Genomic DNA, 23973 nt, shown 5'->3' with positions numbered 1-23973 from the left:
AACGAAAGTAAAGCGAAGATGTTTAAGTGGGAGATTAAGAGCCAGTAAGAACCCGATTGGTTCAACTAATAATCGGGGGCGGGGGATGGACGAAAACCCCCACCGATTAAAGTTTCACTTTATAACAATATAATATATAATTGAAATATATTTTAGTTATTAAAATTTTTAAGGGTTGATAATGATGGAACAAACTTCTGAAGATTTGATTCGAAATTTAGTTGCGGAAATGTTTAAAGTACAAAGCCAATCAAATGAATTTATGAGACTGCTTACACATGATGAGAATCTTTCTGAGAATTTAGTATTATTGCTGCTTAAGCTTAAGTTATATGGTCATATGAAGATTACGGAGATCGCAGAAGCTTTTATGTTAACGCCTGGTGCAGCGACCAATATGTGCGATAAGCTTGAAGAACTACAATTTATTGAGAGAATCAGAATTAAAGATGATCGAAGAGTTGTAAGAGTTTCTCTTACTGAAAAAGGTGAAAAAAGGGTAGAAGCTATTTTTTCTAAATTCTCAGATGAGCAGTTAGACAAAATAACGAAAGTACTGTTCGAAGTTAACCAAATTTTTGAAAAAATAACCGAATAGACGAAAGGAAAAGCAAATCTTTAGGATTTGCTTTTTTTTTTCGCCTATTGACAATAAAATTGAACGATAATATATTATATTTATTAAATGTTTTAGTTGTTAAAATATTTAATAAGTGGAGGAAATTGCAGTGTATAGCAAAAATAAGTTAAATCTGAAACGAATTTTTATTATAATGGGGGCTTTGATTGTGGTGCTTTCTTTCTGTGCATTTGGATTAAAAAGTAATGGAAGTGGATGGGTGTATAATAGTGAATTGCAAGAAGTGCAGAAAATGGTTGTTAATACTGATATTGCTAATATTACTCTTCATCCAAGTGAATCGAACTTTCATTATAATTTGAAAGGGAATCATCCTGTTTTTGGAAAACCGAAAATAGAAGTAGATTATCAAAATGAGCAAGCTACATTGGATGTGAAAGCAATCCCTAAAAAGTGGATGTATGCAATACCGGGTTTTGTTAAAAGAATGCATTTACAATTGTTTATTCCTCCAAATATGTTGAAAAAAATCGAAATAAACACGAAAAATGGAAATATAGATGTTGAAGGTGTAATGAAAGTAAACCGACTATCTCTTAACTCAAGTGTTGGAAATATTAAAGTTGATGCATTTGATGGGAATGCGGTAAATGTAGTTGCTAATAATGGCTCTATCGAGATGGGCGAAGTGAACGGAGAGGTTACTATTAAGAATCAAACAGGAAGCCTAAAGGGATTGACTCTGTTAAATATTAAAGGAAAGAATAATATTAATCTGTCTAACGGGAATGTCAAAATCACGTTACCTACCAATATCAAACCAAATGATTTTAAATGGAATATTAAGACTAAAAACGGTCGAATTACAACAGACAATCAGCAACTGAAACAATCTATTGTGAAACAGGGAGTTAGTCAAAAGATTATTAACAATTCTTTTGCTAATAATGAACTTATTATTTCTGTGAAAGTTGGAAAAATAAATATAATCCATTAAGTATCTGAAAGTGAAAGAGCGTGTCAAACCTTTGACACGCTCTCTCACATAGATGCGACTAAGTATTTATTATTACACCCAGCCAAACGCTCGAACAATTGCAGCTACTAGCATAGTTACACCAATTGCAATACTTGTAGGAATGATAAATGACATGAATGTCCATTTAATGCTTTTTGTTTCTTTCCAAATGTTAAACAATGTAGTACCGCAAGGATAGTGTAATAAAGAGAATAACATCATATTAAGAGCTGTTAACCAAGTCCAACCGTGATCTAGCAGAATGCTCTTAAGCTGTGACATTTCATTTATTTCTGTTAATGACCCTGTCGATAAGTAAGCCATTAATAGAACTGGAACGACAATCTCGTTAGCAGGTAAACCAATAATAAACGCTGCTAAAATATAACCATCTAATCCTAATAATTGTCCAAATGGATCAAGAAACTGAACAAAGTGATCTAAAATACTTGCATCACCGATGTAAATATTAGCTAGTACCCAAGTAAGTACAGCAGCCGGTGCTGCAACAACAACTGCTCGTTTTAACACAAGTAATGTTTTATCAATACTAGCACGTAAAATGGTATCTAAATATTTAGGTCGACGATATGGTGGTAACTCTAATGTATAGTGTGTAGGTACTCCTTTTAAAGCTGTTTTTGATAAAATCCACGACACAGTTAATGTAACAGTGACTCCAAATAAAACTAATCCAATTAAGATACCTGATGTAACAAATGTAGCTGTAATTCCGGTAAAACTTGCAGCCATAAATAATGATGCTAGTAAAATTAATGTTGGCCAACGACCATTACATGGAATGAAGTTATTTGTAAGTATAGCTAGCATTCGTTCACGTGGTGATTCAATAATTCGAGTGCTCATAATGGCTGCTGCATTACAGCCAAAACCCATTGCCATCGTCAATGATTGTTTTCCATGTGCACCTGCTCCTTTAAATAAACGATCCATATTAAATGCAACACGAGGTAAGTATCCATAGTTTTCTAAGAGAGCAAACATTGGGAAGAAAATGGCCATTGGAGGAAGCATTACACTGATTACCCACCCTGTTCCCCGGAATAATCCAAGAACGAGTATTCCATGAAGCCATTCAGGTGCATTCATCATCGTAAACCATTTTGTTAAATATCCTTCAATCGTATTAAAAAAGTCAGCAAGTAGCGATGATGGAACATTTGCTCCAGCGATTGTAATCCATAGAATTGTACCGAGCATAATGAGCATAATCGGGAAGCCCCATAGCTTCGACGTTAATATTTTATCAATTTTTTCTGTCTTGAAATCACGCTCGCTTTTAGCGCTAATGGTAGCTTGTGAAATGCGATGTGATTGTTTATATATACTGCCAACAATATCTTCTCGAATATGATCAGGTGCGATTTTGTTGGCTTGTTCTGCAAGCTGTTTTATTTTCTCTAGTTGACTCATAATATCACTCTCTCCTTCTCAACAAGTTTATCCGTAAGAGATTGTAAGAGTGTTGTATCACCATCTAATAGCCGTAAAGCGATCCACCGAGTAGGAAATCGTTTTCCAAATAAATGTATAATACTTGGCTCCAATTCTTTAATGCGAGCCTCGACTTCTTCAGTGTATGGTACAACAAATGGTTTCAAAGGTATTTCACCATTTACCATTTCCTTAACGGTCTTTAATAACTTATCAATGCCAACTTTATTTCGTGCAGACATTGTTACTACAGGTATACCCAGTTGTTTTGATAGTAGGGGAGCATTTACTGAAATGCCTTTTTTCTTAGCTTCATCAATTAAGTTGACGCAAAGAATAACTTTTGAAGTCATCTCCAATACTTGTAGAGCCAAGTTTAGGTTGCGCTCAAGGCTTGTCGCATCAACTATAACAAGAGTTACGTCAGGATCTTCAAATATAATATAATCCCTAGCTACTTCTTCATCCGTTGAATTAGAATATAACGAATAAGTACCAGGTAAATCAATCACTTCATATGTGTCAGATTCATATATGAACGCTCCAATGGCCTGTGTTACTGTTTTACCTGGCCAATTACCTGTATGTTGATTCATGCCGGTTAAGGCATTGAATAATGTGCTTTTTCCTGTGTTCGGATTGCCGGCTAAAGCAATTCTGTATTTCTTATTGCTCATCGTACATCACCTTTTCACCAAAAATTTGGGAAGATTCTTCTTTACGAAGGGCAATCGTTGTACCACTTACGCGGAAAGCAATCGGATCACCAAGAGGACTCGCTTGTATCATTTCCACGATAAAACCAGGTACGAAACCTAAATCTAATAATCTTCTCCGCATTGTTCCATCTATTTGTAACGAGGTAATCATCATTTTCTCTCCAGGAGATAACTCTGCTAGTGAAATCTTGGTACTCAAATTTGGACATCTCCTTTATTTTTTCGTATCTATAAAAAAGTTTCCTTCACGCAACTTTAAAATTATTATATAGCATTATTTTAAAAAATGTAACTATTATATAAACATTTTAATTGATAGTCATACTTTACTGGGTATTTGCACATAAACGAACATTGTATATGTTTTATTGAAATTATAATATTTTAGCCATTTATATATATTTCATCTATGGTGAAAAGCTATTATGTAAGATTGATTAGTATACTTAAAAATTTTCATTCTTTATTACTTTATAAAACTAATATAATAAATTAGTGAAATGTAAAAAAATCCATTTTTTGAAGGTAAATAGAATTTTTCGTCGAATTATATGTAAAGTAAAACTATATTTGTAAAAGAAAGGAGGTTTAGTAATAAATTAGTGCATAGCAAATAGACTTTATATTCAGAAAATAAATAAATAATTGAATAATCTAAAAATTAATGTGTATCGAATATTAGTTGTTTGCTGTGAATATTTCTTTAGAAAGGCTTGTAATATCAGCCTTTAAACAAACTGAAAAGAGGATAAGGGGGAAGAGGATTTGAATAAGTCTAAATTATCAATTATTTCATTCTTTCTAGTACTGCTCCTAGTTATAACGGGCTGTAGTACTACGACTGGATCTGATGAAGGAAAAGAGAAAGACGGTGGAAAAAAAGAAGGACCGAAAATATTAAGATTAAACAACTCATCTGAGCCGGGGTCATTGCATCCAGGTACTGCACAGGGTACACATGATTCTTGGGTACTAGAGCATGTGCTAGAAGGTTTAACGAAGAAAAGTCCAGATGGCAAAATCGTACCAGGTGTTGCTAAAGATTGGACTGTTAGTCCAGATGGAAAAAAATACACATTTAACCTTCAAGAAGGTACTAAGTGGTCAAATGGTGATCCTGTTACTGCTCATGACTTTGAATTCGCATGGAAATATGCACTAGATCCGAAAACAGCATCTAACTATGCATATCAGTTATATTATATTACTGGTGCAAAAGAGTTTAATGAAAAGAAAGGTACAGCAGAGCAAGTCGGTGTTAAAGCTTTAAACGATTATACATTAGAAGTTAATCTTGTAGCTCCAACAGCATACTTCATTGATTTAGTATCATTCTATACGTATTTACCAGTTAATAAGAAAGTTCAAGAAGCAAATCCAAAATGGGCAACAGAAGGCGATAGCTATGTTTCAAATGGACCATTCAAATTAACAGAATGGAAGCATAAAACAAGCATCAAGATTGAGAAAAATGAAAATTATTATGATAAAGATAAAATCAAACTAGATGAAGTTCATTTTGCGTTGATTGAAGATGAAAACACAGCTTGGCAAATGTATAAAAATAATGAGCTGGACTTAGTATATCCGCTTCCATCAGATGTTCAAGGTCAATTAGTAAAAAGCAAACCAAAGGATTTCTACAATGCTAAAGAGTTAGCTCTGTATTACTATAACTTCAATAATAAAGTAAAACCATTCAATAATGTGAAAGTACGTAAAGCTTTATCAATGGCAATCGACCGTAAAGTAATTACGGAAAATGTAGCTCAAGGAGAGCAACCACCAGCTTATGCCATTATTCCTCCAGGTGTTCCTGATGCAAAAGGAGATTTTCAAAAAAATACAGGTGATTTATTTAAAGAAGATGTAAACGAAGCAAAGAAATTGCTTAAAGAAGGTTTGAAAGAAGAAGGTATGGACAAAATGCCTGAATTCACAATTTTATTTAATACGTTAGATGCACACAAGAAAATCGCAGAAGCAGTACAAGGAATGTGGAAAGAAAACTTGGGCGTAAACGTAACGCTTGAAAGCGTTGAATTCCAAGTGAAGATTGACCGTGAAAAAGCGGGAGATTATAAAGTATCACGTGCTGGATGGATTGGCGACTATGTTGATCCAATGACATTCTCTGACTTATGGTTAACTGGCGGTACACAAAATGATGCGAAATATTCAAATGCTAAATATGACGAATTAGTCAATAAGGCAAAAGTAAATAACAATATTGAGGAAAGAAGTAAACAATTGCATGAGGCAGAAAAAATCTTAATTGAAGAAATGCCAATTATGCCAATTTACTTCTATACAAAACCATATGTGTTAAATGAGAAAGTAACAGGTGTGTTTTCGCCGATTAATAGATACCCTCAATTCATGTATGCTGATATTAAATAATCGATTTATATCATCTTGTTAAATCAATTTTTAATGGAAGATGGAGGTATGCCGCCTTGTTGGCATACCCCATTTTCAAGTTCTGAATCAGAGGGTTGCAAGTCCCCAAATAAAAGGTCAAGACTTACTTAAAATAATTTAACGGAATTGGGGTGATGGATAGTGTTGAAGTATGTATTAAATCGGCTCATGTGGGCGGTTATTACATTATGGGCAACTATTACTATTACATTTATTATCATGCATAGCATACCTGGTGATCCATTCGCTAAAGAAGGGACAATGCCAGAGGCTGTATATGAAAATTTAAAAAGCTATTACAATTTGGATGAACCAAAGTACGTTCAGTACTTTCTGTATTTGAAGCAGTTATTAGTTTTTGATTTTGGTCCATCGCTTAAGTCACAGACGATAACTGTGAATGATTATATTGAAAATGGAGTTCCAATTTCCTTCCATTTAGGTGCACAGTCAATGTTGATTGCCATCTTCTTTGGATTGATACTAGGGGTAATAGCTGCACTAAATCGCAATCGCTGGCCGGATTATATGTCAATGGTTATTGCGATTATTGGTATTTCAGTTCCAAGTTTTATTTTATCAACACTGTTTATTAATTTCTTAGCAGTTGAATGGGAAATATTCCCTGTTGCGACGTGGGCAACTTGGAAACATACGATTCTTCCATCAATGGCATTAGCGATGATGCCGCTAGCGTTTATTGCGCGGCTAATGCGTACAAGCATGATTGAAGTAATGAATCAAGATTATATTTTAACTGCTAAAGCTAAGGGATTGAAGAAAAGTGTAGTCGTAATCAAGCATGCGATTCGAAATGCACTATTACCAGTTGTTAGTGTTCTGGGGATATTAACGGCGAATTTAGTAACAGGTAGCTTTATTGTTGAAAGTATCTTTGGTATACCGGGAATGGGAGAGATGTTTGTTAAAGGAATATTCAATCGTGATTATCCTGTTATACTAGGCTCCACGATTTTTTATAGTGCTGTGCTTATTTTCTTTATCTTTCTCGTCGATATTGCATACACGTTCATTGATCCTCGAATTAAATTGACGGGAGGTAAGAGTAAATAATGTCAAATAAAATTGAATTCCATGAAGATTTATTTTTGCCAGCTACTGATAACAAAGTAGAAGCTGAGAAGATTTCTCGTCCTTCTCTATCGTATTGGAGTGATGTTTGGAGAAGATTAAAAAAGAACAAGCTAGCAATGGTTGGGTTAATTCTTATAATTCTACTAATCATAATGGCCATTATTGGACCTCATTTAAATGGTTACTCTTATCATCAGCAAGACTTCTCGAAGAAGAATCTTCCACCAAATTCAGAGCATTGGTTCGGAACGGATTCGTCTGGACGGGATTTATTTACTCGTGCATGGTATGGAGCACGCGTTTCCTTATTTATTGGAATTATGGCAGCGCTAATTGACTTCATCATTGGGGTACTGTATGGAGGTATTGCAGGATTAAAAGGCGGTCGCATTGATAATGGTATGATGCGTTTTGCAGAAGTATTGTATTCAATCCCATATTTATTAATGGTTATTTTAATGATGGTTGTTTTAAAACCGGGGGTTGTACCAATTATTCTTGCTTTGACAATTACAGGGTGGGTACAAATGTCACGGCTCGTACGTGGACAAGTACTACAATTGAAAGAATATGAGTTTGTTCATGCGGCTGAAGCGGCAGGAGCAAAGACTGGCTGGACTTTACGTAAACATCTTGTACCTAATTCAATGGGGCCTATTATCGTAAATATGACATTAACTGTTCCAACGGCAATCTTTGCAGAAGCAACATTAAGTTTCCTTGGACTTGGAATTCAGCCACCGCAAGCAAGCTGGGGGTCACTCGCCAGTGATTCACTAGGAAGTATACTAATAGGGAATTTCTATCAGTTAGGTATTCCAGCATTATTAATCTCAATAACGATGTTTGCTTTCAACGTGCTTGGTGATGGACTACAAGATGCATTAGATCCTAAATTACGTGATTAATAGAATATCGTTCACAGTGAACGTGAATAAATGGGAGGGATAACAGATGGATACTTTACTAGAAGTGAAGGATTTACGAATTGACTTCCGCACGTATGGAGGAGAGGTGCAAGCTGTTCGTGGCGTTAACTTCGAAGTTCGAGCGGGAGAAACATTAGGAATAGTAGGAGAGTCAGGTTGCGGAAAGAGTGTAACAGCTAAATCGATAATGAAGCTTTTGGCATCACCTCCTGCGACATATAAAAGTGGTTCAATTCGTTTTCATGGTAAAGAACTTGTATCAGCAACTGAACAAGAAATGGAAAGGATTCGTGGGAATGATATCAGCATGATTTTCCAAGACCCCATGACTTCATTGAACCCAACATCTCGTGTTGGTTATCAAATTATGGAAACGTTGCTTAAGCATCAGCGTTTATCTCGTAGGGAAGCACATCAGAAAGCGCTAGAAATGTTAAAGCTAGTTGGGATTCCTCAGCCGGAAAAACGAATGAATCAATACCCGCATGAATTCTCAGGTGGTATGCGTCAGCGTGCGATGATTGCAATGGCGCTGGTTTGTAATCCGAAGCTTATTATTGCGGATGAGCCAACTACAGCACTTGATGTAACAATTCAAGCGCAAATACTAGAATTAATGAAAGATATTCAAAGTAAATCGAATACGGCTATTATTCTTATTACGCATGATCTTGGAGTTGTAGCAGAGATGTGTGATCGAGTAGTAGTTATGTATGCAGGCAAGGTTGTTGAAACAGGTTCAGTCGTTGATATCTTTCAAAAACCTCAACATCCTTATACACAAGGATTATTAAAATCTGTACCCCGATTTGATATGGATCGAAATGTAGCCCTATCTCCAATTGTTGGTTCACCACCAGATTTATTTTCTCCTCCGAAAGGGTGCTCGTTCTATGCACGTTGTGATTGTGCGATGAAGATATGTAAAGATTATGATCCAGAGTTAGAGGTAGTAGGCAGTGGTCAGACGTCAGCTTGTTGGTTAAATCATCCAATGGCGAAAGCACGTAATAACAAAACACCGCAAAATGTATAAAGGAGAGATTTCATGAGTTTGACTACAAACCAAGCAATAAAGGATAAAGATTCGACAAAAGATACTCCTCTTGTACAAGTGAAAAATTTAAGTAAGTATTTTTCCGTCGGCAAACAACAATTAAAAGCTGTAGATGGTTTAGACTTTGATATATATCCAGGAGAGACAGTTGGCTTAGTTGGTGAATCGGGATGTGGAAAATCTACAGCAGGTCGTACCATTATCCGCTTATATGAACCAACAGAGGGAGAAGTTCTATTTGAAGGAAAGAATATTTATAAATATTCTCCTCGTCAAATGTCGGAATTGCGTAAAAATATACAGCTGATTTTTCAAGATCCGTATGCATCTTTAAATCCAAGAATGACGATTGAGGAAGTCATTTCTGAGCCTTTGATGATACATGGTGTTGTTAAAGGTGCGGAGAAGCGAAAGCGTGTGGAAGAGTTATTAAAGCTTGTTGGGTTAAGTACAGATCATGTAAATCGTTTTCCACATGAATTTAGTGGTGGGCAACGCCAACGAGTTGGAATTGCGCGTGCATTAGCGTTAAATCCAAAGTTTATCGTTTGCGATGAACCGATTTCTGCACTTGATGTTTCAATTCAAGCACAAGTTGTTAATTTATTGAAAAATTTACAGAAGGAAATGGGCTTAACCTATTTGTTTGTGGCTCATGATTTATCAATGGTTAAGTATATATCTGATCGTATTCTCGTCATGTATTTAGGGAAAATGATGGAGTTAGCTGATAGTGAAACATTGTGTAATAACCCGCTACATCCTTATACACAAGCGTTACTATCTGCTGTACCAATTCCTGATCCTACATTGAAAAGAGAAAGAATTATATTAAAAGGTGATGTGCCAAGCCCAATTTTCCCGCCAAGTGGTTGTGTTTTCCGTACACGATGCCCTAAAGCGATGGATATATGCGCTTCCGTTGTTCCAGAATGGGTAGAACATAAGCCAGGGCATATGGTAGCTTGTCATTTATATTAAGAATGTTAGAAAGATGAAAGAATAAAATAAGAATAGAAAATGCACTTCATAACAAACCGATTGAAGTGCATTTTTATATATAAGAATTTTTGTTAATACAATGATACAATAGTAAAGAAGATTTAGAAAAAGGAGTGTTCATATGAGCGATTTTCAACACAATTTAGAGAAATACGCTGAACTTGCTGTTAAAGTAGGTGTTAATATTCAAAAAGGTCAAACGTTAGTTATTAACACTATGCTAGAGGGTGCAGAGCTTGTTCGCTTAATTACCAAGAAAGCGTACGAAGCAGGTGCGTATAATGTAATTGTTAACTTTAGCGATGATACAATTAATCGGTTGAAATATGAGAATGCTGACGATGAAGTGTTTAAAACATTTCCAAAGCATCGTGCAAATGAGCAAAACGAATTAGCTGAACAAGGTGCAGCTTATTTATCTGTTATTTCATCGTCACCAGACTTACTTAAAGGAATTGACCCGAATCGTATTGCCAATAATCAAAAAGCTACAGGTCAAGCATTAAGTAAATTTCGTTCTATTGTACAGAGTGATAAGACTGCATGGAGCATTGTAGCCGTACCTTCACAAGCTTGGGCTAATATGGTATTTCCTGATGCACCAGAATCAGAAAGAGTGGCTATGTTATGGGATGCAATCTTTAAAGCGACTCGCATTGATCAAGAAGATCCTGTTGTAGCATGGCAACAACATAATGATAACCTTCACACAAAAGTTGATTACTTAAATCAAAAGCATTACAAGAAGCTTCATTATAAAGCACCAGGAACAGATTTGACGGTTGAACTTCCAGAGAAGCATATTTGGTGTGGGGCAAGTAGTGTGAGTGAAGCAGGTATTGACTTTATGGCGAATATGCCTACAGAAGAAGTATTCTCAATGCCTTTAAAAACAGGGGTAGATGGAGTAGTTTCTAGTACGAAGCCATTAAGCTATGGTGGAAATATTATTGATAAATTCACAATTACTTTCGAAAATGGTCGCATTATTGATGCGAAAGCTGAAGTGGGCGAAGAAATTTTGAAAAATTTAGTTGAAACGGATGAAGGATCACATTATTTGGGAGAAGTAGCGTTGGTGCCACATCGTTCGCCAATCTCTGAATCAAATATTTTATATTATAATACTCTATTTGATGAAAATGCATCTAATCATTTAGCGATTGGAAGCGCGTATGCCTTTAATTTAGAAGGCGGAAAAACAATGACGCGTGAAGAATTAAATGAAAATGGTGCGAATGATAGTATAACACATGTTGATTTCATGATTGGTTCAGATCAAATGGACATTGATGGAATAACAGATGAAGGCGTAGCAGAGCCGATTTTCCGTAAAGGAAATTGGGCATTTTAACATTATTTCATTTCGTTTAACGTCAATTGCATGACATTTTGCTTCTTGTACAGTAAAATGAGGAAGAATTGAGAACAAATAATTACATATTTCTTAAAGAGTGCCTTTTAGGATAATAGGGAAACTGGTGAAAGTCCAGTACAGCCCCCGCTACTGTAATCACTAATTTATTGTGTAAGCCACTGAATTTATTTTGGGAAGGCTTACATGACTGATGGTGCGAAGTCAGGAAACCTGCTTTTTAAGAGTGATTGTGTTTTTCTATAAGAGAGAAGTGTATGATGATTTCTTGGTTACTTTTCTAGAAAAACATTCCACGCTTATATTTCGGAGGGGAATGTAGGTCAAGACTTGTCATACTATTCAGTGATACCTTGGCCTTTATGGTCAAGGTTTTTTTATGCTTACTGGATGGAATAGGGAGGATGTAGAAATGGAAAAACAAGAGCAAACATCAGGGAAGATTTTGGTTTACACGGGAAATGGTAAAGGGAAGACTACTGCCGCGTTTGGATTAGCAGCGCGAGCGTTAGGAAGAGATATGAAAGTTGTTATTTTGCAATTTATCAAATCTCCAGAACGTACATATGGTGAACAAATTTCATTAGAAAAATTAGGTGCTGAAGTAGCTCAATTAGGGATTGGTTTTACTTGGTTGAAAACGCCTGATGAACATCGTACTGCTTTAAAAAAAGCTTGGGTAACGGCTAAAGAAAAGCTAACAAGCGGCGAATATGATGTGGTGATTTTCGATGAGCTGAACAATGCGTTAAGTATTGATTCTTTCCCAATCGATGATGTGCTACCTTTGGCTGATGTAATAGAGACATTAAAGAACAAACCAGTAAATACTCATGTTGTCATTACTGGTAGAGATGCAAAACCAGAAATAAAAGAGATTGCTGATTTAGTATCGATTATTGAGGAAGAGAAGCATTACTACCAAGATGGGGTAGATGCAATCTATGGCATTGAATATTAATTAGTAAGTGTAACTACTTGAATCATTCAATAGTTTTTACTTAATAAAAATAGCAGAAATGATGGAGGCAGAAAAATGGTTAATCGATTTACGAAAAGTCTTAGTTTGCTAGCGCTATTATTCTTATTGACGTTTAGCGTATTAACAGGATGTGGCACATCTGAGGAGCCTGAGAAAGAAGAAACAAAAACAGAACAAGGTGATGCGAAGCAAGAAGCATTTCCAGTAACGATTAAAGATAGTACAGGAAAAGATATTACAATAGAAAAGAAACCTGAAACTATTGTTTCATTGTTACCAAGCTTTACAGAGATTCTTTTTGCATTAGGTTTAGATGAAGAAATTGTTGGTGTGTCAGATTTCGATAATTATCCAGAAGCAGCTACGAAGAAAGAAAAAGTAGGTGCTCAAGATCTTAATTTAGAGAAAATCTTGGCTCTTAAACCTGACGTAGCATTCTTGCAAGAATATCATTTGCAAAACCATGCAAATGCAGTTAAGCAATTAGAAGATGCGGGCATTACCGTTATTGTACCTGAAGGAACTCAAGCATCTTTTGAGGAAGCGTATGATGTTATGCGTTTAATCGGAAAAGCAACAGGAAAAGAAAAAGAAGCAGATAAAATCATTGCTGATATGGAAGAAAAAGTAGCAGCCATTAAAGAACAATCTAAGAATGTTAAAGAAAAGAAAAAAGTATGGGTAGAAGTTTCGCCACAACCTGACATTTTTACAACAGGAAAAAATACATTCATGAATGAAATGCTTGAAATGATTGGTGCTGAAAACGTAGCAGCCGCTCAAGATGGCTGGGTTAAAATGAGTGAAGAGGAAGCGATTAAGTTAAATCCAGATGTTATTATTACAACGTACGGAGACTCTGCTAAAAATCCTGCTGAACAAGTGCTAAATCGAAAAGGTTGGGCAGAAGTAAATGCAGTGAAGAACAAACAAGTATTTGATGTGAACAGCGATGCTACAACAAGACCAGGTCCACGCTTAGTAGACGGAGTTGAAGAACTTGCGAAAACTATTTACCCAGATGTTTATAAATAAAAAAATTGTTTGGTTAACAATATTTACCCTTCTATTTGTTGTAGTATCAATGATAGCGGGTGTGTTTGTTGGGGCGGTTTCTATAACCGTCCCTGACATTTTAAAAATCATTGCAGGTAAGTTACTTGGAATGTCTTTTTATGATGGTGAGAAAACGACTGAATTAATTATTTGGGAAATTCGTTTTTCAAGAGTGGTTTTAGCCTTTCTAGTAGGGGCATCTTTATCACTTGCTGGGGCGGCGTTTCAAGGTTTGTTACGAAATACACTTGCTGATCCATATACGATTGGTGTATCTTCAGGTGCAACACTTGGAGCGGTTTTAGTAATGTTCTTTCAAATTCCGGCTACATTCATTGCTGGGTATACACAACCAATAGTTGCTATATTGTTTGGTCTAGGAACGCTTATTATCGTCTTAATCATAACCAACTTTGCATCAGGAAAGCTCTCGAATGAAACGATTATACTCGCTGGTATTATTTTGTCTTCTTTCATGAGTGCAATTGTTTCGTTGTTAATTGCTCTAACACCTAGAGAAGACATAAGCAACATTCTTTATTGGACGATGGGAAGTGTCGCTATGAGAGGCTGGGGGCATGTGCAACTAATTTTGCCGTTTTTCATAGTAGGTGCAGCGATTATTCTTATTCATTATCGTGAGCTTAACAATATGGCATTAGGTGAACAATCTGCACAATTCTCTGGTATGGATGTGAAGAGCAAGAAGAAACTAATCTTAATTGGTGCTTCGATTTTAACTGGGGCAGCAGTTGCGGTGTCCGGTGCAATTGGGTTTGTTGGACTCGTTATACCTCATTTAGTTCGTTTATTAACTGGAGCTAATCATCGCTATGTGTTGCCATTCTCTCTTTTAATTGGAGGGGCTTATCTAGTGTTAGCTGATTTAATAGCGAGAACAATTATCGCTCCATCAGAGTTGCCAATTGGTGTTGTAACAGCACTGATCGGAACGCCGATATTTACCATTTTACTTATTAAGCAAAGGTTTAAGAAAAGAAATGCTTAACCAAGTTGGAGGCTAAAAGCATGATTACAGTAAAAAATGTCACAGGCGGATATAATGCTTCAACTGCAATCGTTCAAAATATTTCTTTTGCTGTAGACAAAGGTCGTTTTTTTGCGTTATTAGGTCCAAACGGTAGTGGAAAAACAACTATTATTCGATTGATTATGGGAGCATTATCTTTGCATAGCGGTGACATTACGATAGATGGTCGCGATATGAGAAAATTCAAACCGAGGGAGTTAGCGCAAAAAGTAGCGGTAATGACGCAAGAAAATGAAATCGGGTTAGATTTTACGGTGCAGGAAATTGTTAGCCTTGGTCGTTATCCGTATCAGAAGTCTATCTTCTTTAAAGAAAATACGGCGGAAGATCACGTTATTGTCGAGCAAGTAATGAAGCAAACACAAGTATGGTCGTTTAAAGATAAAGCTTATAATGCTTTAAGTGGTGGTGAAAAACAGCGAGTTTTATTAGCGAAAGCATTGGCTCAAGAACCAGATTTATTGCTGTTAGATGAGCCAACAAATCACTTAGATGTTCGTCATACGATGGAATTGCTTGATTTGTTAAAACAACTACAAATGCAATCGAATTTAACCATCATTGCTATTCTACATGATTTAAATTTGGCTTCTTTATATGCAGATGGAATAGGTCTGTTATGCGGTGGTGAACTCCACGGTACATATAATGGGTTTTTAGAAGAAAATGTACAGGACTTCAGTGAAGTGTATGAAGTAGATATGCAATTTCATTCACATCCCGAAGTAGCGAAGAATCAAATATTTGTTTCACCTTCTTTTCTTTTTACGGCAAAGGATGAGGGCTTAACAAATCTTCTAACTGTGAAGGATGCACAACATAATATGGAGTTAAAGTTTGCTAAACCGTTACGAACCATTTCAGTTGGGACAAATGGTAGAGGAATCACGTGGGAAGATGGCTGGAGCATTGCAAAAAATAAAGAGTATGCTGTATCTGAGCAGAAATTTCATTTTTTTGGAGAAGTAGTCATTTTTGCTTATAATTCTGAGAGGAATTGTTGTGAGAAGTGGGAGGGTTTGCATCAAAAGAATAATGCATGGTCGGCTTTGCTTATTCTAACTACATATAAACATTCTTACCAACTTGGAGTTATTACGGCTACATACTTTAACGATAACGAGCTTATGAATTTATCAATGCAATTAACAGCGTTGAAAACGGAATTACAGCTTAAAGCTGAAGAGCATTCGTATAGTCACGAACCTCTGTCTTTGTTAACGATCAGTTCATGTGGTCAAGCTGAGTTTGAAAGAATTAATAATGTCCAAGGTGCTACAAAGGAAATCATGCAGCTACTTCAACATGCTTGGAAGAGTCTTTATTATAATAAGTTAAATCCAATCAAGGGCGAATTATGTCGCTTTACGAACTAAAAAAGGTGTCAATTCTCATTGACACCTTTTCCTTTTGCTTGTAGTTGCTGAAGTGTGTGTACATGGTGATTATTGCTTTCTAAGATTTCATCAATGAGTTTCTTATTCGCTTCACTAATATCTCCTTTAATGTTTTCTCCAGCTTTATGAACACCGTATTGTTGTTCTACTTGGATAGCTTCTTCGACGATGTTTTCTTCCGTTTTAGGGCTGGTAAATGAGCCGATGAAGTCAATCATCGATCCAATCATTCCTTCATCTGTTATTGGAGTTCCATTTAAGTTTTGAATCCGTTCTGCAATTCGCATAGCACTGAATTTATGCTCTTGTTGTATCTTTTGTAATACTTTCTTGACATCATTAGTTTGGCTGTTTTTAATGTAATGTTCGTATGCATGTATACCCATATATAATCCTTTAAGAAAATCATTTAACTCTTTAATATCATTATTCTTCATATGAATCACCTCTTTAATAGTTTCTCTGATTTAGGAAGGACTATTCTTCTAATTTGTCACATTAAAATAGGAGCTGGCATAGATTTCAATGACTAATTTTGTTACAATATATTAGAATTGCTCGAAAATAATGGATATTTACTAGGGTTTATAGCATAGTCCTATATAATTTAGAGATAGATAAAGAGGAGAATAAGTAATAATGACTACATATGTAAGAACACTAGCAATGATTGTTTTTGTTGGTTTAGTTTCTTTTTTTGTATCACCTGAAACTGAAGCCTTACAAAGGAATTATGTACAAGTAACTAAAACAACTGCTGTTTATGATGTGGTTGATGGGAAGGAATTGCAGTTAGGGAATTTAAATGCTAATCAACAATTTATACTACAGCGAATGGATGATAAGTACTATTACATAAAATTCGGAAATAACGATGCCTATTTTGATAAAAAAAATGGAAAAGTTATTAAGAAAACGACAAATTTTGTTCAAGTCGATTCAATGACTACTCCAAAAGATGTTGTCATTACGAAAGCAAAGACCCCGATTTATGACAGCATGGGTAGAAAGAAACAAGTGCTTGCTGTATTAAATATTAATATGCGCTATCCAGTTATTGGTAAGACAAAAGATTGGTATAAGGTGAATGTGGGTAATCGCATAGGTTATATTAGTGCGAAGGCAGTGACAGAGGATACTGGTATACCTGTATTAATGTATCATCATATGTTGCCGAATCCAGAGCTAACACCATTTGATAATAACTCAATGGTTATTAAAGTTTCAACGTTTCAGGAACAAATGGATTATTTAAAAGCTAACGGATGGAGAACAATTACTCTACAGGAGCTTGATCGTTATTTAATGAACGAACAAAACTTAACAGGAAAAACAGTAGCTATTACGTTCGACGATGGTAATACTTCAACTGTTAAATATGCATTTCCTATTTTAAAAGCCAATAATCAAAAAGCTACTCAATTTATTATCGGTGATCGAGTACGCGAACAAGCGAAACCATGGGATGAAATGACATTTCAGTATGTTGGCTATAAGGAAATGAGAGAAACAAGTGACATCTATGATTACCAAACACATACATTTGGATTACATTTACGAGATTCTATTTCTAAACAACCTTATTTAATTATGAAAGATTACGAGGAAATCTTAAGTGATACTTTAAGAGGAATAGAGCATATCGGAGCGTTTGATGGGAATCCTAGTCATATTCAATATTTAGCGTACCCTTGGGGACAATATGATCAAGAAGCAGTAAGTGCAATAGCTGAAGCTGGTATCCGTATGGCATTTACAACGAATACAGGGAACGTAAAATTAGGTGACGATCGTTATGCATTGAATCGTCAAGGGATCGCACCGAGTCATAGCATGGATGATTTTGTGAAAAAGCTGCATGGAACGTATAAAGGTCGTAATATAATAGAGTAAGTGTTTTATAGCTTATGTAAGTATAGGAGAGCGATTGTTTGAAGGTAAGAGAAGCAAATGAATTTGATTATCCTAAATTAAGACAAATCTATCTTGAATCTCGCCGTAATAGTTTTGAATGGGACAATAAAGAAGAGATGACACTAGAAGATTTTGATCAGCATACGAAAGATGAGTATATTATTCTTGTTGAAGATGATGCTCATATTTTGGGATTTGCTTCTTTATATTTACCGGAGAACTTTATACATAATTTATTTGTCGACCCTAATGTGTTTGGAAAACGTGTGGGTAGTAAATTACTCCGTGCTTCTATTGAAAAAATGACTAAGCCCATTCGATTAAAATGCGTGACGAAAAATCAAAACGCTATGAAATTTTACGAGAATAATGGATGGAAGAAAGTTATTGAAGAAGGGGACCTGGGCGAAGAGAAATATTGGGTTATGGAATATCGTTAATAGTGCAACAAAAAACAGCAATATTCAGGAATTGCTGTTTTTTTGTTTTAAATTATTTTAAAAACCATTCAGGGTAATCTGTAACGATGCCATCTGGATTAATAGCTAATGCTTTCTTCTTTTGTTGCTCATTGCGAATTGTCCAAATGAAGCAATTTGCCTTTTGGTTATGAATATTACTAAGTAATTGAGAACTACTATTGGTAATCCTAGGATTGATATAATTTGCATAGGAACCGTAATCTTCTACTTGCTTCTTCGTAATTCCATTGACTTGCTGTTTTATTAAAATACCAATAGGTATGCTAGGCAAGTATTGATGAAAAACCTTGATGAATTCACTATTGAAACTTTGAATAATAATTCCATCATGCGGTTTATCTTGTAAGGATTCTACCAATAGCTTGGCTACTTTCTCAATATTGTTAACATGCTTTACCTCAATAAGCATTTGAACTTTCCCACTATATTTTTCAAACATTTCGTTGAATGTAGGTATTCTTTCTCCTGCAAAAGAAGAATGTTTCCATGAACCAGCATCTAATTTCTTTAATTCTTCCATCGTATATTCTCTTACTAGCCCTTGTTCATTCGTTGTGCGATCTATCGTTTCATCATGAATAACAGCGAATATATCGTCTCTTGTTAATTGAATATCAAATTCAATCATTTCAACATGTAAGTCAAGAGCCGCTTGAAATGCAGCATGAGTATTCTCTGGATAGTTTCCTGCTGCACCCCTATGAGCAATAATTAATGGTGGCTTTTGATTTACAATAGCAACGCCACTTTTACTTTTGAGCATGTAAAAGCTATATATCAAAATGGCAATTGTGGCCAAACTAAGCAAGATTATTAACATGTAAAAAATCCCTCCAGTAAATTTTTCTACGCCCGCTACTTTTTCCTTACTTTTATATATAACAAAAGTGAAGGGAGGTGAAAAGTATGGCGAACGAAACATTGCTTTCAAAACAATTGCGTTTAACTTTTCAAACAGGAGTAGATGGTGAGGGAAAGCCAATTCTTACAAGAAAAACATTTTCTAATATTGAACCATCTGCAACTACTGAACAACTTCTTGTTTCAGCAAAGGCCATTGCTAGTCTTCAAGTACATCCTACTTATGCAATTGAACAACAAGAGTTACAAAGTATTGAAGGTTAGTGATGATTGGAGAAAAGGGAGAAAGGAGGAAGAGTTATGGGTAAAACATTAGAGATGGTTTTTACTACCGACAATAGTAAGTCTTCAACAATATCTATTGAACATCCGAAAGAGCCGATTGATGTAGATGCTGTGAAAACGGTGATGGATACATTAATAGCACAAGCGATTTTTTCAACTGCTTCGGGTAAATTAGCTGCCAAGAAAGCGGTACGTGTGGTAGACCGTACGGTACAAGAATATAGCATTTAATTATGAGAATGATCAGTAGTGGTGGACGAAAGAGTCTGCCACCACTGATTAACCGTGAAAGGAGGATATGATTTTGGAAAACATGATACCTCTGATTAGTGATGTTGGCTTTCCAATAGTAGTAACACTTTATTTGCTACATCGAATTGAAGCAAAGTTAAATGTGTTAATAGACACGATGCAAAGCCTTCCTGATCAATTGAAAGGGGACAGTGGCTCTCCTTGATTTGTCAATGAATAATGTAACGTTAGCTGACTCGATTAATGGCTACACTATAAAGTGTATTCGTTAAATAGAGCCAGCTTTTTTTGACAGGGAAGTTCATGTTGCAAACAAAAGACGCTACTATTGATATAGTAGCGTCTAAATAAACGTAAGTGAAAGTTTAAATTAAAGTTTTACTACGTTCTTAGCTTGTGGTCCACGGCTGCCATCTTCGATTTCGAATTCTACTTCTTGACCTTCGTCAAGAGTTTTGTAGCCGTCTCCTTGGATTGCAGAAAAGTGAACGAATACATCGTTTCCGCCTGGTACTTCGATGAAGCCAAAACCTTTTTCGCCATTAAACCATTTTACTTTACCTGTTACTGTCATACGATAAATCCTCCTAAAAGTTAAACAAAAATTAACATGCTACTTTATTACTTCCCAGTTGAGATAATAAAATTCACACATTATCAAACAACAAATGATAAACGCTTTCTTTTTTGATGCTTGATAACGAGCGAATTTTCACTGCTACCGATAAGATATATTATACATGAGTATATCTTAAATAACAAGTTCATTAATTAAAAATATCAGAAACTTAAAAAGATAGCTAATCCTTCACCAATAACTATAGTGAAGGATATAAAACGTTTTCATATCGATAGAATTTTCTCGTAACAATTGACATTATTTTCTTTCACTTTACTTTTGTCGTAGAAGGAATATCCTACACGCTCCCAAAAGTGTTTGGCGGCTTCATTTTTTTCTAATACTGCTAATCGTAATTTAGGTGTGCTCTCCAAACGAATTATCTCTTCAAAGGCACTGTATGCTATTAAGCCGTAACCAAATCCATGATAGTCACTATGAATCATGAATAAACCAATCCATGTTGTTTCATCTTTCGGATTTAATAGCATGTATTCAATAACACCAATATATGTATCATCGGCTTTTATAAATACGTTTGTACTATTATCATTCAGGAATTCTTCTCTCACTTCTTCATCTGATCGATCAGGCTTGCCGTTCTCTAATATATTGTAGTCGCGATTGGAGTTAAGTATTTCTTTAGCAATATATAATGTTTCTTCTGTAATCGGCTCGAAAGTAATCATTCTGTATCCTCCTGCTCGGTGTATATTTCGTCTCTTATTGTAACTGATTGTAAAGGAAAAAGTAATGATGCATATAGGGTGTAAAAAGTATTTGACAGATAGTTGTCTAATTTCTATAATTTAGGTGTAAAAACTTTTTTACATATAAAGCAAAGCTTATTGAGAATAATTATGTGCTATTTAAGTTAGTTTATAAGGACGGAAGAGAAGATGCACAATCGAATTCGGGAATTACGTGAACACAAATCCATATCACAAGGGAAACTAGCTGAATTATGCAATGTAACAAGACAAACGATTAATGCGATTGAAAATAATAAATATGATCCAAGCTTGCAGTTAGCATTTGATTTAGCAAACCAGTTAGGTGTAACAGTGGATGTATTGTTTCAGCCAAGCAAGTGAGAGGGGGGAGGAAGAAAGTGAAAAAAATAGTAGCTATTATAATGGCAATAGTAGTGGTAGGTGTTGTTGCTTTCGGCTTATATCGTTGGTTTAATGATGGGGTAATAGATGCTGGTGCTATTTTTGCTTCTGGAATTTTACTATCTTATCTTTTCAATTGGATCAATTGGGGTGATCATGATGGTGGCGTTTCAAAAGATGAATTAGAACAACATATTAAAACTCAAAGTGCGAAGATTGGTTATTTCGTGTTAATGGTTCTAGCAGCAGTGATACTGTTTGTTTCAGAAGGAACAGGAAATTTTAATGAAATGACGAATCTTCCATTGATTATACTAGTGGCTCTTACCTTTGTTGTGTTACCATTAACGGAATTTTTCTATGCTAGAAAATATAAATAAGTGAAAATTGGAAAATAAAGGGATTTCAAAGAAAAAATTGTTTTCTACATGGAAATTTCATATCCTAAAAAGATAGCCAACAATGTTGTAATTATGTTATATTCGACTAGTTAAAGCTATGATACGGCTAGATTTTTTATAGATAAGGATGTAGAAAATGAACTCATCACTTCAAAAGGAAGTCCAATCAAGAAAAACGTTCGCCATCATTTCCCACCCGGATGCTGGTAAAACGACAATTACAGAAAAACTATTACTTTTCGGTGGAGCTATTCGTGACGCTGGAACAGTTAAAGCTCGTAAAACAGGTAAATATGCAACATCTGACTGGATGGAAATCGAGAAACAAAGAGGGATCTCGGTTACTTCTTCTGTTATGCAATTTGAATATAAAGATTGTAAAGTAAATATCGTTGATACACCTGGTCACCAAGACTTCAGTGAAGATACGTATCGTACATTAACAGCGGTTGACAGTGCTGTCATGGTTGTCGATGCGGCAAAAGGTATTGAGGATCAAACGATGAAACTTTTCAAAGTTTGTCGTATGAGAGGTATTCCAATCTTTACGTTCATTAATAAAATGGACCGTCAAGGTAAAGAGCCTTTAGAACTTCTGGCCGAACTAGAGGAAGTACTTGGAATTGAGTCATATCCAATGAACTGGCCAATTGGTATGGGGAAAGATTTTGAAGGGATTTATGACAGATACAATAAACGTATTGAGTTATTTAAGACTGAAAGTGACGATCGTTACTTACCATTGAATGAAGATGGTGAAATTGAAAGTGCTCATCCATTAAAGGATTCTCCTCTATATGAGCAAACACTAGAGGAAATTTTGCTATTAAATGAAGCTGGTAATGAATACAGTGTTGATCGAATTGCTCAAGGTGAATTAACGCCTGTATTCTTCGGTAGTGCATTGACAACATTCGGTGTTCAAACATTCTTAGACGCATTTTTGGATTTTGCACCTTCACCACAACCAAGAATGTCATCAGTTGGAAAAATTGATCCTTTTAACGAAGATTTCTCAGGGTTTATCTTTAAAATCCAAGCCAATATGAATCCTAAGCATAGAGACCGTATTGCATTCTTGCGAATTTGTTCTGGTAAGTTCGAAAGAGGAATGAATGTTAATTTAAGCCGTACTGGTAAGAGCATTAACTTATCTTCATCAACACAGTTTATGGCAGATGAACGTGCTACTGTTAATTCTGCGGTAAGTGGAGACATTATCGGTTTATACGATACTGGAAATTATCAGATTGGCGATACGATTACAACGAGTCGTGACATATTCCAATTTGAGAAGTTACCACAATTTACGCCAGAGATCTTTATGAAAGTTTCGGCGAAAAACGTATTGAAGCAAAAGCATTTTCATAAAGGTATTAATCAATTAGTACAAGAAGGCGCGATTCAGTTATTTAAAACGGTAACGATGGAAGAATATTTATTAGGAGCTGTAGGTCAACTGCAATTCGAGGTATTTGAAAATCGTATGAAGAATGAATACAACACAGATGTTATCATGGAGCGTGTTGGAAATAAAATGGCGCGCTGGGTGGAAGGAAACGTTGTGGATGAGAAGCTTAACAACTCTCGAAGTATCCTAGTTAAAGATCGCTATGATCAATATGCTTTCCTTTTCGAGAATGATTTTGCACTTCGTTGGTTCCAAGATAAGAACCCGGATGTTAAACTTTATAATCCGATGGACGGAAAAGAAGCGTAATGTCTAAGAGTTAAATAGAAGAAGCTTTTCAGCAGTGATAGACTGTATGAAAAGCTTCTTTTTATAATTGTATTTTTTTGAATATACAGTTTTCGTTTAGTTATTTAAATGATGAAAGTATTTGGTTATATAAATAATTTTATCCCGTTCTAACTGGCGCAAAGACTCCCACATCAAAACGAAAGTA

At 35.4% G+C, this 23973-nt stretch carries 27 protein-coding genes and 1 riboswitch; of the genes, 20 read left to right on the top strand and 7 right to left on the bottom strand.

The genetic code is table 11. From position 1 onward, the window contains the following. Positions 1–184 precede the first annotated feature (184 nt). On the top strand, positions 185–598 hold the full coding sequence (locus V7014_RS05910; RefSeq protein ID WP_335505140.1) for a MarR family winged helix-turn-helix transcriptional regulator: 414 nt from the start codon (positions 185–187) through the stop codon (positions 596–598). Between the two features lie 130 nt (positions 599–728). Then, the gene (locus V7014_RS05905; RefSeq protein ID WP_335505138.1) at positions 729–1577 is read left to right on the top strand and encodes a DUF4097 family beta strand repeat-containing protein; all 849 of its coding nucleotides are present in this window, start codon (positions 729–731) and stop codon (positions 1575–1577) included. 72 nt (positions 1578–1649) lie between these two features. Here the strand turns inward: V7014_RS05905 and V7014_RS05900 are convergent, their stop codons facing one another. The 3 genes from V7014_RS05900 to V7014_RS05890 are packed head-to-tail and all read right to left on the bottom strand — an operon-like array spanning position 1650 to position 3959. Next, a complete protein-coding gene (locus V7014_RS05900; RefSeq protein ID WP_335505136.1) occupies positions 1650–3032 on the bottom strand; it encodes a nucleoside recognition domain-containing protein in 1383 nt (460 codons plus the stop codon). Beyond that, the gene (locus tag V7014_RS05895) at positions 3029–3730 is read right to left on the bottom strand and encodes a FeoB small GTPase domain-containing protein (protein ID WP_335505133.1); all 702 of its coding nucleotides are present in this window, start codon (positions 3728–3730) and stop codon (positions 3029–3031) included. Before V7014_RS05895 ends, V7014_RS05900 begins: the two co-directional genes overlap by 4 nt. After that, positions 3720–3959 (bottom strand): FeoA family protein, encoded by a 240-nt coding sequence (locus V7014_RS05890; RefSeq protein WP_438824876.1) that lies wholly within the window; start codon positions 3957–3959, stop codon positions 3720–3722. The genes V7014_RS05895 and V7014_RS05890 overlap by 11 nt, the downstream gene beginning before the upstream one ends. A 578-nt stretch (positions 3960–4537) precedes the next feature. Here V7014_RS05890 and V7014_RS05885 point away from each other — a divergent pair. From V7014_RS05885 to V7014_RS05840, 10 genes are all read left to right on the top strand, one after another. After that, positions 4538–6172, top strand: a complete 1635-nt coding sequence (locus V7014_RS05885; protein ID WP_335505129.1) for a peptide ABC transporter substrate-binding protein — start codon at positions 4538–4540, stop codon at positions 6170–6172. Positions 6173–6334: 162 nt separating this feature from the next. Beyond that, a complete protein-coding gene (locus V7014_RS05880; protein WP_335505128.1) occupies positions 6335–7267 on the top strand; it encodes an ABC transporter permease in 933 nt (310 codons plus the stop codon). Continuing rightward, complete coding sequence (locus tag V7014_RS05875; protein ID WP_335505127.1) at positions 7267–8196, top strand: ABC transporter permease; 930 nt, start codon at positions 7267–7269, stop codon at positions 8194–8196. The genes V7014_RS05880 and V7014_RS05875 overlap by 1 nt, the downstream gene beginning before the upstream one ends. A gap of 46 nt (positions 8197–8242) precedes the next feature. Further along, on the top strand, positions 8243–9253 hold the full coding sequence (locus V7014_RS05870) for an ABC transporter ATP-binding protein (protein WP_335505125.1): 1011 nt from the start codon (positions 8243–8245) through the stop codon (positions 9251–9253). 12 nt (positions 9254–9265) lie between these two features. Beyond that, positions 9266–10255, top strand: coding sequence for an ABC transporter ATP-binding protein (locus V7014_RS05865; protein WP_335505122.1), 990 nt, complete (start codon positions 9266–9268; stop codon positions 10253–10255). Positions 10256–10397: 142 nt separating this feature from the next. Further along, the gene (locus tag V7014_RS05860) at positions 10398–11630 is read left to right on the top strand and encodes an aminopeptidase (RefSeq protein ID WP_335505120.1); all 1233 of its coding nucleotides are present in this window, start codon (positions 10398–10400) and stop codon (positions 11628–11630) included. Positions 11631–11711: 81 nt separating this feature from the next. After that, positions 11712–11886, top strand: a riboswitch (cobalamin riboswitch). A gap of 177 nt (positions 11887–12063) precedes the next feature. Further along, the gene (locus V7014_RS05855) at positions 12064–12612 is read left to right on the top strand and encodes a cob(I)yrinic acid a,c-diamide adenosyltransferase (protein ID WP_335505118.1); all 549 of its coding nucleotides are present in this window, start codon (positions 12064–12066) and stop codon (positions 12610–12612) included. 75 nt (positions 12613–12687) lie between these two features. Then, positions 12688–13668, top strand: coding sequence for an ABC transporter substrate-binding protein (locus V7014_RS05850; RefSeq protein WP_335505116.1), 981 nt, complete (start codon positions 12688–12690; stop codon positions 13666–13668). Next, positions 13655–14698, top strand: coding sequence for a FecCD family ABC transporter permease (locus V7014_RS05845; RefSeq protein WP_335505114.1), 1044 nt, complete (start codon positions 13655–13657; stop codon positions 14696–14698). The genes V7014_RS05850 and V7014_RS05845 overlap by 14 nt, the downstream gene beginning before the upstream one ends. A gap of 20 nt (positions 14699–14718) precedes the next feature. Further along, positions 14719–16116: an ABC transporter ATP-binding protein gene (locus tag V7014_RS05840; RefSeq protein WP_335505112.1), complete on the top strand. Its 1398-nt coding sequence runs from the start codon at positions 14719–14721 to the stop codon at positions 16114–16116. An 8-nt stretch (positions 16117–16124) separates the two neighbouring features. Here the strand turns inward: V7014_RS05840 and V7014_RS05835 are convergent, their stop codons facing one another. Then, on the bottom strand, positions 16125–16574 hold the full coding sequence (locus tag V7014_RS05835) for a DUF2383 domain-containing protein (RefSeq protein WP_335505110.1): 450 nt from the start codon (positions 16572–16574) through the stop codon (positions 16125–16127). Between the two features lie 202 nt (positions 16575–16776). Here V7014_RS05835 and V7014_RS05830 point away from each other — a divergent pair, with 202 nt between their 5' ends. Together V7014_RS05830 and V7014_RS05825 are read left to right on the top strand one after the other, a co-directional pair. Then, positions 16777–18030, top strand: a complete 1254-nt coding sequence (locus V7014_RS05830; protein WP_335505108.1) for a polysaccharide deacetylase family protein — start codon at positions 16777–16779, stop codon at positions 18028–18030. 38 nt (positions 18031–18068) lie between these two features. Next, positions 18069–18491 (top strand): GNAT family N-acetyltransferase, encoded by a 423-nt coding sequence (locus tag V7014_RS05825; RefSeq protein ID WP_335505106.1) that lies wholly within the window; start codon positions 18069–18071, stop codon positions 18489–18491. Positions 18492–18543: 52 nt separating this feature from the next. Here the strand turns inward: V7014_RS05825 and V7014_RS05820 are convergent, their stop codons facing one another. After that, positions 18544–19353: a glycerophosphodiester phosphodiesterase gene (locus tag V7014_RS05820; protein ID WP_335505103.1), complete on the bottom strand. Its 810-nt coding sequence runs from the start codon at positions 19351–19353 to the stop codon at positions 18544–18546. A gap of 86 nt (positions 19354–19439) precedes the next feature. On the opposite strand from V7014_RS05820, the gene V7014_RS05815 reads away from it, so the two are divergent. The 3 genes from V7014_RS05815 (at position 19440) to V7014_RS05805 (ending at position 20136) form a co-directional block, all read left to right on the top strand. Beyond that, the gene (locus tag V7014_RS05815; protein WP_335505102.1) at positions 19440–19658 is read left to right on the top strand and encodes a DUF1659 domain-containing protein; all 219 of its coding nucleotides are present in this window, start codon (positions 19440–19442) and stop codon (positions 19656–19658) included. Between the two features lie 36 nt (positions 19659–19694). After that, positions 19695–19910 (top strand): DUF2922 domain-containing protein, encoded by a 216-nt coding sequence (locus V7014_RS05810; protein ID WP_335505100.1) that lies wholly within the window; start codon positions 19695–19697, stop codon positions 19908–19910. An 82-nt stretch (positions 19911–19992) separates the two neighbouring features. Continuing rightward, the gene (locus V7014_RS05805; RefSeq protein ID WP_438824875.1) at positions 19993–20136 is read left to right on the top strand and encodes a YvrJ family protein; all 144 of its coding nucleotides are present in this window, start codon (positions 19993–19995) and stop codon (positions 20134–20136) included. Positions 20137–20301: 165 nt separating this feature from the next. Here the strand turns inward: V7014_RS05805 and cspD are convergent, their stop codons facing one another. Together cspD and V7014_RS05795 are read right to left on the bottom strand one after the other, a co-directional pair. Beyond that, on the bottom strand, positions 20302–20505 hold the full coding sequence (gene cspD / locus V7014_RS05800) for a cold-shock protein CspD (RefSeq protein ID WP_335505096.1): 204 nt from the start codon (positions 20503–20505) through the stop codon (positions 20302–20304). Between the two features lie 269 nt (positions 20506–20774). Beyond that, positions 20775–21239: a GNAT family N-acetyltransferase gene (locus V7014_RS05795; protein WP_335505094.1), complete on the bottom strand. Its 465-nt coding sequence runs from the start codon at positions 21237–21239 to the stop codon at positions 20775–20777. Positions 21240–21449: 210 nt separating this feature from the next. Here V7014_RS05795 and V7014_RS05790 point away from each other — a divergent pair, with 210 nt between their 5' ends. The 3 genes from V7014_RS05790 to V7014_RS05780 all read left to right on the top strand — a co-directional run bounded on the left by V7014_RS05790 (position 21450) and on the right by V7014_RS05780 (position 23786). Next, positions 21450–21644, top strand: coding sequence for a helix-turn-helix transcriptional regulator (locus tag V7014_RS05790; protein ID WP_335505092.1), 195 nt, complete (start codon positions 21450–21452; stop codon positions 21642–21644). A gap of 17 nt (positions 21645–21661) precedes the next feature. Further along, positions 21662–22045 carry a hypothetical protein gene (locus V7014_RS05785; protein ID WP_335505090.1) on the top strand — a complete coding sequence of 128 codons (384 nt, stop codon included), beginning with the start codon at positions 21662–21664 and terminating at the stop codon, positions 22043–22045. 157 nt (positions 22046–22202) lie between these two features. Further along, on the top strand, positions 22203–23786 hold the full coding sequence (locus tag V7014_RS05780) for a peptide chain release factor 3 (protein ID WP_335505088.1): 1584 nt from the start codon (positions 22203–22205) through the stop codon (positions 23784–23786). The last annotated feature ends 187 nt before the right edge of the window (positions 23787–23973 follow it).

The organism is Bacillus sp. JJ722, assembly GCF_036963345.1.
Lineage (GTDB): Bacteria > Bacillota > Bacilli > Bacillales > DSM-1321 > Bacillus_AD.
Note: the sequence above shows the minus strand (reverse complement) of the source record. Positions and strands in the feature narration are given on the sequence as shown.

Bases quoted from the DNA above. Each gene is read 5' to 3' on its own strand.
- V7014_RS05840 (WP_335505112.1), top strand. From the start codon at position 14,719: ATGATTACAGTAAAAAATGTCACAGGCGGATATAATGCTTCAACTGCA.
- V7014_RS05845 (WP_335505114.1), top strand. From the start codon at position 13,655: ATGTTTATAAATAAAAAAATTGTTTGGTTAACAATATTTACCCTTCTA.
- V7014_RS05795 (WP_335505094.1), bottom strand. From the start codon at position 21,239: ATGATTACTTTCGAGCCGATTACAGAAGAAACATTATATATTGCTAAA.
- V7014_RS05860 (WP_335505120.1), top strand. From the start codon at position 10,398: ATGAGCGATTTTCAACACAATTTAGAGAAATACGCTGAACTTGCTGTT.
- V7014_RS05810 (WP_335505100.1), top strand. From the start codon at position 19,695: ATGGGTAAAACATTAGAGATGGTTTTTACTACCGACAATAGTAAGTCT.
- V7014_RS05875 (WP_335505127.1), top strand. From the start codon at position 7,267: ATGTCAAATAAAATTGAATTCCATGAAGATTTATTTTTGCCAGCTACT.
- V7014_RS05870 (WP_335505125.1), top strand. From the start codon at position 8,243: ATGGATACTTTACTAGAAGTGAAGGATTTACGAATTGACTTCCGCACG.
- V7014_RS05865 (WP_335505122.1), top strand. From the start codon at position 9,266: ATGAGTTTGACTACAAACCAAGCAATAAAGGATAAAGATTCGACAAAA.
- V7014_RS05855 (WP_335505118.1), top strand. From the start codon at position 12,064: ATGGAAAAACAAGAGCAAACATCAGGGAAGATTTTGGTTTACACGGGA.
- V7014_RS05790 (WP_335505092.1), top strand. From the start codon at position 21,450: ATGCACAATCGAATTCGGGAATTACGTGAACACAAATCCATATCACAA.
- V7014_RS05780 (WP_335505088.1), top strand. From the start codon at position 22,203: ATGAACTCATCACTTCAAAAGGAAGTCCAATCAAGAAAAACGTTCGCC.
- V7014_RS05910 (WP_335505140.1), top strand. From the start codon at position 185: ATGGAACAAACTTCTGAAGATTTGATTCGAAATTTAGTTGCGGAAATG.
- V7014_RS05815 (WP_335505102.1), top strand. From the start codon at position 19,440: ATGGCGAACGAAACATTGCTTTCAAAACAATTGCGTTTAACTTTTCAA.
- V7014_RS05850 (WP_335505116.1), top strand. From the start codon at position 12,688: ATGGTTAATCGATTTACGAAAAGTCTTAGTTTGCTAGCGCTATTATTC.
- V7014_RS05895 (WP_335505133.1), bottom strand. From the start codon at position 3,730: ATGAGCAATAAGAAATACAGAATTGCTTTAGCCGGCAATCCGAACACA.
- V7014_RS05835 (WP_335505110.1), bottom strand. From the start codon at position 16,574: ATGAAGAATAATGATATTAAAGAGTTAAATGATTTTCTTAAAGGATTA.
- V7014_RS05805 (WP_438824875.1), top strand. From the start codon at position 19,993: ATGATACCTCTGATTAGTGATGTTGGCTTTCCAATAGTAGTAACACTT.
- cspD (WP_335505096.1), bottom strand. From the start codon at position 20,505: ATGACAGTAACAGGTAAAGTAAAATGGTTTAATGGCGAAAAAGGTTTT.
- V7014_RS05900 (WP_335505136.1), bottom strand. From the start codon at position 3,032: ATGAGTCAACTAGAGAAAATAAAACAGCTTGCAGAACAAGCCAACAAA.
- V7014_RS05820 (WP_335505103.1), bottom strand. From the start codon at position 19,353: ATGTTAATAATCTTGCTTAGTTTGGCCACAATTGCCATTTTGATATAT.
- V7014_RS05830 (WP_335505108.1), top strand. From the start codon at position 16,777: ATGACTACATATGTAAGAACACTAGCAATGATTGTTTTTGTTGGTTTA.